Here is an 11,947-nt window from a genome sequence, read left to right as displayed (position 1 = left end):
TAGATGAAAAATTTGTAAATGTTGTATTATTCTGTGGTAAGTTAATCAAAAGTTAAAAACCCCAGCAATAGTTAGCTGGGGTTTTTAAAGAAAAACAAAGTCCAAAGTAATTTCCAAGGGAAGCCTATATAATGTCTTATATGTTTATAGGGTGAAAAATAGGCAGTATTGCTCCGCAGATTAAAAAAGAAAACCTTTCACGGGTTCGAGTTTTATGGGCAACTCGGTCTCGCCCAATTGCTCCTTCAAATCGCGCTCAATGGTGTTGCATAAGGCAGTCATTGGAACGTCTTGCAAGCCGTTTTCGAAAGGTGCCTCATTGATTTCTCCCACGCGATTCATGACCGAAAACACGAAACAAAGGATAAAACTTACGGGTGTTACCATGTAATCAACCTCCATTTTTTTTAAATCACTCACCAAACAAATGGGAAGGACAAAAATGAAGGTGTACAAAAAGAGCCGCGTGAAATAATGATAATTGCGCGGTAAGGGCGTGTTTTTGATGCGTTCGCAAGCGCCTTGCCAGTTGTTGAAGGTAGCTAAATTTGGCTCCATCGTGAAATTGTCAACAATATCCAGCGCGCCAGTTCTCATGCCTTCTCTCAGGCGAACTCCTTGCGTGTTGAGGAGGATGTTGGGCTTATTTTGTGCCTTTAAGAAGGACTCAAATTCCTCGGGACTTAGTAAATGCTGTAAGTCACTCCACTGAGTTTGCCGCCTCAAATGAAGGCGCAGCGTGTGCGCAAAGGCAATCTGACGATACACCATTTCTTTTTTGTAGGCTTGGGCGGCTTCGTGGCTTATTTTGCCGAGGGCGGCGGCGTTGTCGGCATTGGCAATTACCTGCCGGGCAAAAATCCGGCTGTTATTGATGATTCCGCCCCATATTGTCCGGGCTTCCCACCAGCGCGCGTACGCACTTTGGTTTCGAAACGCAATAAAAATAGCCAGTGCCGAGCCTAAAATAGCCGCTACACTAAATGGGAGAACAACTTCGATGGCGCCGTATTTGTGCAGCAGCCAAATAATAATTGAGACAAAAAGAGTAATGCCTGTTTCGTAACGAATGTTCCAGAATACAATGCGGAGGTCAAAGTTTTTCCTGAGAATCATGGGGTTGAGCGAGATGGTTTTGGTGAAGGGTTGTCGGTTTTACTTTTTCAAGTACGTCATTTTTATGAGTGTAAAGGTATTAAAGGTTGGTTGATAATCCTCCCCAAATGGTCAATTCTACGCAAAAAATGACTTTTTGGGGATATTTTTAGGAATCGCAAAAGGGCGTCAGGCTACCCCAATAATCCCAGTAAATCGTCTCTTGAAAATGATTTTAGAATGGACTCATCGGATTTCAGTAAGTTTCCCGCCAATTTGGTTTTTGACTCCTGCAATTTCACGACTTTTTCTTCAATCGTGTTGGGGCAAATCAGCCGTACCGCAATGACATTTTTGGTTTGACCGATGCGGTAACTGCGGTCAATCGCCTGGTTTTCGACGGAAGGATTCCACCACGGGTCGATAAGGTACACGTAATCAGCTTCGGTCAAATTGAGTCCCGTGCCGCCCGCTTTCAAACTGATGAGAAACACGCGCACGTTGTCGTTATTCTGAAATTCATTCACTTTGGCGGCGCGGTTTTTAGTTTGTCCGGTGAGGTATTCGAAGACAATTCCCTTGGCTTCCAGCTCTTTTTTTATCAAATCAAGCATGGATACGAATTGTGAAAAAACCAAGATTTTGTGCTGCGATGATTTGTTCTCAATTTGCTCTACCAGCACCTCAATTTTCGCCGAATGGTTGCCCTTAAATTCTTCGTCTTTCAGCAGCGCGGGCGAATTGCAAATCTGACGTAATTTGGTCAGGCCCGTCAGCACGTGCATACTGCTGTGGGTGAGGTCGTCTTGGGTTTTGCCCAAAATATACTCCCGCAATTCTTTCTCGCAAGCATCATAAACCTTGCGTTGTTCTTCGCCCATTTCGCAGTAAATCACCATTTCCGTTTTGTCGGGGAGTTCGGTGGCTACCTGTTTTTTTGTTCTTCGCAGAATAAACGGCTCAATTCGTTTTTGCAGTTCGTTGGACCTTTTGCGGTCTTCAAACTTGTCGATGGGCATCGAATAAATGGCCTTAAAATATTGTTTGCTGCCCAGCAATCCCGGGCAGGCAAAAGAAAGTTGCCCGAAAATATCAAAGGTGTTGTTTTCAATCGGCGTACCCGTAAGTACTACTTTGTTGCGGGAGTGGAGCATCCGAACGGCTTTATAGCGCTGCGATTCGGGGTTTTTGATGGCCTGCGATTCGTCCAAAAAAATGTAATTGAACCGGTATGATTTCAGAAAATGAACATCGGAAAGCACCATGCCGTAGGTCGTCAAAATCACTTCGTAACGGTCAAACTCACCGACGGATTTCGGTCGATTGGGGCCATAATGTGTAAACAACCGCATGGATGGCGCAAATTTGGCAACTTCGTCTTGCCAGTTGAAAAGCAGCGACGTAGGCACCACAATCAGGTTGGTGGTGTTGGGGCGCTTGGTGCGTTGTGAAAGAATAAAGGCGATGATTTGGATGGTTTTTCCCAAGCCCATGTCGTCGGCAAGGCACGCGCCAAAATTATGCTCATCCAGAAAATTCAACCAGTTTAGTCCCTGCCGCTGATAATCGCGTAGGGTGGCGTTAAGCTCGGGTGGTACAGGTACTTCTTTAAGGTTTTTGAGAGAGGAGAATTTTGTCGAATAAAAAGCCAGTTCATCTTTTACTTCTTGGCTTAACGATTCATTTTCAAAAAGTTGATCAATTTGTGTAAAATTGTTTTTCGGAATTTTTAGGACCTCTTCTTCGACTTCTCCCGCCTGAAAAAAGGCGGCAATTTTTTTCATCCATTCGTCGGGCAAAATGCCCATCGTACCGTCGTCGAGTTGCACAAATTTACTTTTATTACGAATGGATTTATGCAATTGTTTTAGCGAGGCTTTTTGCTTGCCGTACTTGATTTCTAGCGACGTATCAAACCAATCTGTGCCACTCACAACGCTGATGGAAACCCGCGCTTTGTGCTGATTGAGTCGATTGTTGGTTAATTCATTAAATCCTAAAATGGTAATATTCTCATTTTTCCACACCTGAAAAGCCTCCAAAAACCAATCCTCGTCCAAGAACCGATTTTTGTGCAGATAGAAATAATCCATCTCCTGAAGTTGCTCCTGAAAATCAGGATGTTGTTGGGCTACTACCGCCGTAAACTGGATTTCTAGCTCCTCATCTCGCTCAATCTGAAAGACATTGCCGTTTTGGTCCGTATCATAAATTTGTTTGCGGGACGAAACAGGAATCTCGATGCTACCGTATTTGACCACGGGCGTGAGTACTACGTAATTATTGCGGTCTGAGAGGTAAATGATTTTTTCAATGGTGGTTTCGGCCTCATGTTCAATGAGTTGCTTTTGAGTGGCGGGGCGGAGGTAGGCGTATCGGATGCTGATTTGGTGTTCGAGTTCGGCAAGAATGGTCTCCTTAAACTCATCGTATTTGGAAGCATGAATGAGCAAAACGGGGTTGCTTTTTTTGAAAAACTGAATCACGCGGAGCATATCGGGGTTGCTGACCAGGTACAAGGTTTCTCCGATGTGGACAAAATAATCGTATTTCAAGGTCAGGTTTTTTAACGGATACGCCTTGTCATTTACGACCAGTTCGCCGGTGATTTCGAAAAACTGTTTGCGTTGGTCGACCGATAATTTTACGTCAAGCGCCGCTTTTCGCAGCTGAACTTTCACAATCGAGTTGGCCGTAACGTTGTCAGATTGGCCAATTTCGTGGGAATAAACGTCCAGATTGAGCGGATTTTTAACGATTACTTTTAAGGCTTCGAGCACCGATGCCGATTTGTCGGTGGTAAAATGTTGCTGAAATTTTGAAATAGCGGTATAAAATTTCGCATCTTCCAGTTTTTCAGTTTTCCAGATAAGATTTAGCGGGTCTACGGAGCTAAAGGGATTTTTGAGTTTGCCGTCGCGGCTTACTTGCCCTTCAAAAAGCTCCACCACGAACCGTTCGTAGTACTTATGTTTCCGAAACACAATGGCCATCTTGGAGTTGGATTTCTCATCGACGATGCCGGGCAGGACAAGGTTTTTTTGCGGCAATAAATGTTCTCGAAAATAGTCGTTCGTGGCTTTATTGAGGGGCAATAACTCTTTGATTTTTGGCTTGATTTCAAACGATTTATTGATGTATTCAACGTAAAAAAAATCATCTAATTCGGCTTCTTCTTCCAATCCATATTCTTTGGCTACTTGCTGCATTTTGGTTTTTCGCAAGTGGGTATCAAAAAAAATACGCAGATACAGACGGTCAATAATGTTGTACAATACCTGTGCTTGGTGCTCGCATAATTTCTTTTTTAGGGCTTGGCATCCGCAGGAAATAACGACGGAATTGTTTAATTGTGAGACAGATACGGCAGGGAACGCAAGTGTCGTTGACGAATGCGTAAATACCCCGACGTTGAGGTCAATGGTTTGGGGATGAATATCAAAAAAGCCCCTTGCGCCCACGTCAAAGAAGTCGGTGCTGTGTTTTAATAAGTCTGAATAAGTGAGCGTGGCAATGGTGCTGTTTTCAAGAATATATTCGTGGGGATGTTCTCTCATGGGGTAATGCTGACGTTGTGAAAAACGACGATGGTAAGCCCTGTCTTACATTAAAATATTGTTTACTGCCTGAATCGCGGGGGGCAAATCGGTTTCGTCCAACATTTCTCGCAGGTCTATTTCAATCGTACGGCTCATAGACGTAATAGGCACGTCATTGGAGCCGCCTTCAAAGGGATTTTCGGTGCTTTCTCCTACTTTTTCCATGCTCGAAAACACCCACGACACCAGTACACTGAATGGAATAGTCATCCAAACCATGTGTTCGCCCAACTTTTCAAATTCTTTCAACATTCCAAAAGGAACCATGAAAACGAAAAGGCGCACAAAGAAGAAATTGATGGAGGCAAATTGACGCGGATAGGGGAAGTTTTTGATGCGCTCACATTTGCCTTGCTGTTCGTAAAGATTCACCAACAGGTTTTCCATTTCTACGTAATTTAGCGGGTCAATGTAGCCTTGTTGCTTCAATTCTCTTAGCTGCTTTGATTGCAGGCTCACTATGTGCGTGGCGCGGTTTTTCTTGCCGAGTACGTAAGTCAATTCTTGGTCGGAGAGATACTTTTTGAGTTCATCGTCGAGTTTCTGCTCCTTTTCAGGAACCGAAAAAAAACGGCGGTATTCTTTGTTATAACTCTTGTTGGTATTTTCCCACAGCCGGGCTTCTCGCAACTGAAAACGCAGTGCCGTTAGCCAAGCCACATGACGGTATATCAACTGTTGATGTAGGGCTTTGGCGTCGTGGGGAGCATCGGGGACGATGACACAATCCTTTACCATAATTCCCCAAGCCCGGCTGGTATTGACGATAGCTCCCCAAATTTGTCGGGCTTCCCAGAGACGATTATAAGTTTGAGTATTTTTAAAACCGACAATGAAAGCCGCCGCCGTGCCTACCAGCGTGATGGGCACCCACGGAACCGCCAGCCAATGCCAGTCGAGGTATTGGTACAAAGCGGTCGGGACGATTCCTAAAACCAGTAAAACATAAATCTCACGGCGTGTCCAGAGCAAAAATTCTTTGAGTTTATAATGGCTTCCTGCGTGCATTACAGTTTGGCTAATTTAGGGTTGAAGAGGCCGAGGGCGTAGTTTAACTGAATCAGAATGATAGCAATGATACTTACGTAGGTATTGATAAAACAAAGAGCCGCGGCTATGGTGTATAGACTTTGGGCCGTCAGGACTCGATTTTGCAGGGCGCTGTTGACGACTGGGCCGTTGTTGTCTGGAAAATTGACGCAGTGGTGTTTATAGGCATAGTGCCAATGCGAATACAGGAGCGTGCCCAGCGCTACAATATTCAGCCAATAAATACCGATTGAAAGTCGGTTGGTGATGTGATTGCTCAAAATTCCCGTCGTAAAGGGTAATATTGACACAAACATTAAAAAAAACAGGGAAATCCAACTGAGGTTTCGGTCGTATTTTTGAATGTAATGAAACTGCGTAGATTGGCCAGTCCAAAAAATACCGAGCGTCATGAAACTCAAAAAATAGGTGAGTAACGTGGGCAGGGTATCGTAGAGCGCAGCAAGGAGTTTTCCGTCAGAAATCACCATCCCGCTGACGGGGTCTTTCATATTGAAAACCAGAAGGGTCATGGCGATTGAAAAAACGCCGTCGCTCAGGGCTTCAATGCGTTGTACTCGTTGGCCGGCAATCGAATTGAAACGGGGCATGTAGGTAACAAATATTAACCATTACGTTAGCAAATATAACTACTAAACTAGTATTGCATATTGTTGATAGGCTCGTCCAAGAGTTGAAAGAAATGGCTAGTGATTTCGTCTTTTCGGGTCAGGATATTTTTTTGGAATGGCTATATAAGTGCTTGTAGTTATTCCAATACTTCATAAATCATCAGCGGGTTTGCCTTGTTTTTTAGGATTACTTCACCCACGGGCTGACAGTTGAAAGATTCTTTTACTTGATTGTAAGCCGCTTGTCCAATCACAATTTGGCCCGGTTTGGCTACCGACTGAAAGCGCTGGGCTACGTTGACGGTATCGCCAATAACCGTATAGTCGAGCCGCCGCAGCGAGACCGAACCGATATTTCCCGAAATCATTTCGCCAGAGTTGATTCCGATGGCTACGCGGGGCATGTAGGTGGTATGGTCGAGCAGGTTTTCCTGAATGGCAGCAATGTGGCTACGCACGGCCAAGGCGGCTTCGATGGCGTGGTCGAGGTGGTATTCGCCCCGAAAGACAGCCATGACAGCATCGCCCATAAATTTATCTACGTGGCCTCCCTGCGCAATGATTTCTTTGACCATCACGTCAAAATACTTGTTGATTAAGTGCACGACGGTATCGGGGTCGGCGTTTTCGGTAATGGCCGTGAAGCCGCAAATATCCATGAACACGACCGTTGCCTCTACCGTTTCGTTGACCATGATAGCCGACTCGAATTCTTTGCGGCTCATAAAACTCAACACATTCTCATCCACGTACATCCGCAGAATGTTGTTTTCTTTGATGGCCTTGAGGGTATCGCGCAGTTGCTGAACGTGTACGAGGGTTTTCTGAACGGTTAGCTCTAAATCTTCAAAATTGACGGGTTTACACACAAAATCAAAGGCTCCTCGGTTCATGGCGGTGCGGATGTTGTCCATGTCGCCATAAGCGGAAACCATGATAACTTTAATAAGTGGGCTCAACTCGCTCACCTTGCTCAATAGCGTCAGCCCATCCATGAGAGGCATGTTGATGTCGCTCAGCACTAAATCTATGTCGGGGGTTTCCTGTAGAAGTTTGAAGGCTTCCACGCCGTTGGGTGCAAAGACAAACTGGTAGAGACCTTCGCGGATTTGTCGTCTAAATTTTTGTTTGATCAGCAATTCCAAATCGCTTTCGTCATCTACGACGAGCATTTTGGCTTTATTCATAATGAGAGGGTAAGTTTCTGTTTGAGGTTGGCGAAGTCAATCGGTTTGGTTAGAAAATCATCGGCTCCGTATTTTTTGGCTTGGTTAAAATTCTCGTCGTCATTGTAGGCCGTTATCATCATCACCATTGGAGGGGCACTGGGGCGCTCCGTCCGAATCCGTTTCAACAGTTCGATTCCGCTCATGCCGGGCATATTGATGTCGGAAAGAATCAACACAATTTCTGAAAAATGGTCATTCAAATAGCTCAGAGCCTCTTCTCCAGAGTGGGCAAAATCAAAATTTAATTCACCGCTTCTTATTTCACGTCGAAAGCGTTGTTCAAAGAGCGTTTTTATGTCCTGTTCGTCGTCAACTACCAAAATTTTCATGAGAGGGAAAGCTAAAAGGGATGTTTTGGGAATGTAATAATACGAAAAATGTTGGAAACTAAACTAGTGATGGATTAGTTAGTCAAACTAAATAGCGAGTTAAAAAATTTCATTTTTTATGATAAACTTTCAGTATCACAATCCGGTTCGAATCATTTTCGGAAAAGGCCAAATTGCACAATTATCAAAGCAAATCCCCACCGATGCCACCATAATGATTACCTATGGCGGTGGGAGTATTTTCAAAAACGGCGTATACGAGCAAGTAAAATCGGCACTTGCCGGGCACAAAACCGTTGAGTTTGGGGGTATTGAAGCCAATCCTACCTACGAAACTCTGATGAAAGCCGTGGAATTGGGACGTGCCGAAAAGATTGATTTTCTGTTGGCCGTGGGTGGTGGCTCGGTGCTTGACGGTACAAAATTCATCGCAGCGGCCATTCCTTTTACGGGCAACGACCCTTGGCAAATTGTGGGTAATCGTGTTAAAATTACTACTGCCCTCCCGCTCGGTGCTGTTTTGACGCTCCCCGCTACAGGCTCAGAAATGAACTATTACGCGGTTATTAGCCGTAAAGAAACGCACGAGAAAAAGGGACTTGGAAATCCGCTCGTATATCCAAAGTTCTCTATTCTGGACCCCGAAACGACGTTTTCGTTGCCGCCGCGCCAAATTGCCAACGGCATTGCCGATGCCTTTACGCACGTGATGGAGCAATACATGACCTACTCAGTACGGGCCGAAATGCAGGACCGTATGGCCGAAGCCGTGCTGCTAACGCTGATTGACGAAGGCCCAAAAATGATGCTTAACCCGACCGATTATGACGCCGCCGCCAACGTAATGTGGGCCGCGACAATGGCCCTCAATGGCTTGCTTGCGGCGGGTGTGCCGACGGATTGGGCCACGCACCAGATTGGACATGAGCTGACGGCCCTGCACGGCATCGACCATGCACGCACGTTGGCGGTGGTATTGCCGCATTTATTGGAAATCAAAAAAGATACTAAAAGGGACAAACTCGTCCAGTACGGCAAACGCGTATGGCAACTGACTGGTACCGACGATGAAGTAGTGGCAGGAGCCATCCAAAAAACGGCCGAATTTTATGAATCCTTGGGCATCCCGACCAAAGCAAGTGCGTATCCAATTACCGAAGAGACCGTGCAAGAAATCGTAAAACGATTTGTAGAGCGCGGGATGAATTTTGGCGAGCGTGCCGATATTACGCCCGAAGTGGTCGGTGAGATTCTGGAACTTAGTTTGAACTAGAAAAACTGTATTTTAAGTGAAGAATAAGATAGGCCATTAAAATAGCCTGCCTGTCTTAATTATTCATGTAATTTGAACATTAAAAATTCAAATTACATGAATAATTTTCTATTGGACAGATAAAAATAAATAACAGATACTTGTAATTAATTCTTCGGCTTAGAGAAAACCAAACCAAACAACAAAATCACGGCGTAACAGATAATCGGGGTGAGGTAAGATTGCGCCACGTCAATGTCGGCGACTTTTCCCATAATAGGAGGGAAAACCGCGCCACCTACTACGCCCATCACGATAAACGAAGAGGCGCGCTGCTTGTGCTCGCCCAAGTTGCGTAACCCCAACCCGAAGATGGTTGGAAACATGATACTCATAAAGAAATTGAGCATCATCAGGGCAATAAACGATGCCCATCCCCAAGTTTGAGAGATAATTAAACACATCACAATATTGGCTCCGGCAAAAATGGCCAACAAAATGTTGGGCTTAATAAACCGCATCAAAAACGTACCCACCGCACGGCCTGCCAACAAAAGTACCATGCTGAAAGAGAAATAATACCCCGCCTTTTCGTCGGTCATGTCAGGGATGTATTTGACGGCATAGTTGATGAAGAAAGCCCACGTAGCGCCTTGGGCTGCCACGTTGAAAAACTGCGCAATGGCTGCCCAAATAAAGTGACGATGTTGGAATAGCCCTTTTTTGGGACCAACGCTACCGCCTTCGTCTTCTGAACTCTCAGACGTAAGGGGCGGTACTTTGATGAATGAGAAAGCCACTGCCACGGTGGTAACTACTAGACCAATGGCAATGTAAAGGTATTTGACGGGCGCTAAATCGACGGTTACGTCGCCCGTGGGAACATTACGTAAGATGATGAATGAACCCAACACTGGCCCAATGATGGCGCCTACCCCGTTGAAGGTTTGTGAAAGGTTGATGCGTTGCTCAGAGGTATCTTCATGGCCAAGAGCGGCCGAAAAAGGGTGAGCAACGGTTTCGAGCGTGGCTAAACCACAGGCCAGAATAAATAGGGCCAACCGAAAGAAATCAAAAGATTGGGCTTCGGCGGCGGGATAAAACATAAAAGCCCCGATGGCGTACAGCGCCAAGCCTAAAATAACGCCGTTTTTGTAGCCGTATTTTTTCATGAACATCCCCGCGGGAATACCCATGACAAAATAAGCTCCGAAAATGGAAAATTGGACCAAACCCGAATCGGCCAGCGATACATTCAAAACGGTTTGAAAACGACGGTTTAACAAATCTCCCATCGTGATGGCAATCCCCCACAGTAAGAAAAGGCTCGTCACGAAAACGTAGGTTGGGACGTATTTGGAGGTTAGTAAAGGGGCTTTTTTCATTAATAATGTTAGTAAAGGGTTCAGGAATATTAATTGAAGGATTGATTTTGTTACTCAGCTTAGATCAAAACTGTAAAACCGCAAAACTGCAAAACCGCGAATTGTAAAACTGCAAAATCACAAAATCACAAAACTGCTTACTGCAAACTGCTTACTGACCGGTCCAGATGCACATAGCCACCGTCCACGTGAATCAACTGCCCCGTGGTGTGGCTTGATTTGTTGGAAAGCAAAAATACTACGGCGTGCGCAATCTCGTCGGTGGTGGTCATGCGGTTGCCGAGCGGAATCCGACTGTTGATTTCGTTGAGGGTTTCTTCGGGATTGGGCAGGGTTTGAATCCATTTTTCATACAATGGCGTCCACGACTCGGCCACAATCACGGCGTTGACTCGGATGCCGTATTTGAGCAATTCCACGGCCCATTCACGCGTCAGGGCGTTGCGGGCACCGTTGGAGGCTGCGTAGGCCGAGGTATTTCCCTGTCCCGTTTCGGCTACTTTGGAGCTGATGTTCACAATCGGGCCTTTGGTTTTGATGAGGTACGGCAGGGCGTGTTGGGCAAGGAGATAATAATGTACCACATTTTTGTGCAACGATGCCATAAAGGCTTCATAGCTGCCGTTTTCGAGTCCTACGCCGTCGTTGACGCCCGCGTTGTTGACCAATCCGTCAATGCGTCCAAAGCGCTCTACCGTGAGGCGAATGGCTTTCTCGCACTCAGCGGGGTTGGTGAGTTCGGCCTCGATGCCGTAAGCAATGCCGCCGAGGGCTTCGATTTTTTCGATTACAGCCTGATTGTCTGCCGCGCTGCGTCCGATAATGACGGGAATGGCTTCTTCAACGGCTAAAGTGCGAGCAATGGCTTCGCCGATTCCTTTGGCTCCACCCGTCACAATGATTACTTTTTCTCTAAGGTTCAGATTCACTTGATTAAAAAAGATTTATTTGAAGAGAATAATAACGGTCATAAGCGGATTTATAATACAATTCTACTCTTTAGTTCATGGTCAATCGAACGATGACCTGTTGATTACTCTGCATCATGGGCGGGGTAATCGTTATTCTTGCTGTTAAAGCGGAATTGTACCAAAATCCTGCACAATAATACTACTAAAAACTACTTCGGAAACGACTTTTTGTACCTGTTGTCGTAATAACCTTTTTTTTATTGATAGATCACTTCGTTTATACAAGGCCGTTCAGGACTGACTATGATGAATGTCGATTGACTTCCGTGTCTGAATGGAATGGAAAGTTTATACTGTGTAATGAAATTTATTTTTGGAATGCAAAAAATGGTCTATTATGGTTTTATTTTCTGTATATAATAAAAAAATGACCATTTGATAACTTTTATTTGAATTATAGGTATATTTATTTGTACAAAATAGCGT

The 11,947-nt window shown here is 45.1% G+C and carries 9 protein-coding genes; 1 reads left to right on the top strand and 8 read right to left on the bottom strand.

Features of this window, described 5'->3' with window-relative positions; all coding sequences use genetic code 11:
* Nucleotides 1-180: 180 nt before the first annotated feature.
* From DVG78_RS25535 to DVG78_RS25510, 6 genes are all read right to left on the bottom strand, one after another.
* On the bottom strand, nucleotides 181-1,116 hold the full coding sequence (locus tag DVG78_RS25535) for a bestrophin family protein (protein ID WP_114463851.1): 936 nt from the start codon (nucleotides 1,114-1,116) through the stop codon (nucleotides 181-183).
* A 173-nt stretch (nucleotides 1,117-1,289) separates the two neighbouring features.
* A complete protein-coding gene (locus tag DVG78_RS25530; RefSeq protein ID WP_114463850.1) occupies nucleotides 1,290-4,652 on the bottom strand; it encodes an SNF2-related protein in 3,363 nt (1,120 codons plus the stop codon).
* Between the two features lie 45 nt (nucleotides 4,653-4,697).
* Nucleotides 4,698-5,702: a bestrophin family protein gene (locus DVG78_RS25525; protein ID WP_114463849.1), complete on the bottom strand. Its 1,005-nt coding sequence runs from the start codon at nucleotides 5,700-5,702 to the stop codon at nucleotides 4,698-4,700.
* A complete protein-coding gene (locus DVG78_RS25520; RefSeq protein WP_114463848.1) occupies nucleotides 5,702-6,334 on the bottom strand; it encodes a TMEM175 family protein in 633 nt (210 codons plus the stop codon). The genes DVG78_RS25525 and DVG78_RS25520 overlap by 1 nt, the downstream gene beginning before the upstream one ends.
* A 158-nt stretch (nucleotides 6,335-6,492) precedes the next feature.
* Nucleotides 6,493-7,542 carry an adenylate/guanylate cyclase domain-containing protein gene (locus DVG78_RS25515; RefSeq protein WP_114463847.1) on the bottom strand — a complete coding sequence of 350 codons (1,050 nt, stop codon included), beginning with the start codon at nucleotides 7,540-7,542 and terminating at the stop codon, nucleotides 6,493-6,495.
* Nucleotides 7,539-7,913 carry a response regulator gene (locus tag DVG78_RS25510; RefSeq protein WP_114069364.1) on the bottom strand — a complete coding sequence of 125 codons (375 nt, stop codon included), beginning with the start codon at nucleotides 7,911-7,913 and terminating at the stop codon, nucleotides 7,539-7,541. The genes DVG78_RS25515 and DVG78_RS25510 overlap by 4 nt, the downstream gene beginning before the upstream one ends.
* Before the next feature lie 118 nt (nucleotides 7,914-8,031).
* On the opposite strand from DVG78_RS25510, the gene DVG78_RS25505 reads away from it, so the two are divergent.
* Nucleotides 8,032-9,186 (top strand): iron-containing alcohol dehydrogenase, encoded by a 1,155-nt coding sequence (locus DVG78_RS25505; RefSeq protein WP_114463846.1) that lies wholly within the window; start codon nucleotides 8,032-8,034, stop codon nucleotides 9,184-9,186.
* 146 nt (nucleotides 9,187-9,332) lie between these two features.
* Here DVG78_RS25505 and fucP read toward each other — a convergent pair whose 3' ends face one another.
* Together fucP and DVG78_RS25495 are read right to left on the bottom strand one after the other, a co-directional pair.
* Nucleotides 9,333-10,550 (bottom strand): L-fucose:H+ symporter permease, encoded by a 1,218-nt coding sequence (fucP, locus tag DVG78_RS25500; RefSeq protein WP_114463845.1) that lies wholly within the window; start codon nucleotides 10,548-10,550, stop codon nucleotides 9,333-9,335.
* A 137-nt stretch (nucleotides 10,551-10,687) separates the two neighbouring features.
* Nucleotides 10,688-11,479, bottom strand: coding sequence for an L-fucose dehydrogenase (locus tag DVG78_RS25495; RefSeq protein WP_114463844.1), 792 nt, complete (start codon nucleotides 11,477-11,479; stop codon nucleotides 10,688-10,690).
* Nucleotides 11,480-11,947: the final 468 nt, after the last annotated feature.

It is taken from the genome of Runella aurantiaca, assembly GCF_003339505.1.
Lineage (GTDB): Bacteria > Bacteroidota > Bacteroidia > Cytophagales > Spirosomataceae > Runella > Runella aurantiaca.
This window is presented reverse-complemented; position numbering and strand designations above follow the sequence as displayed.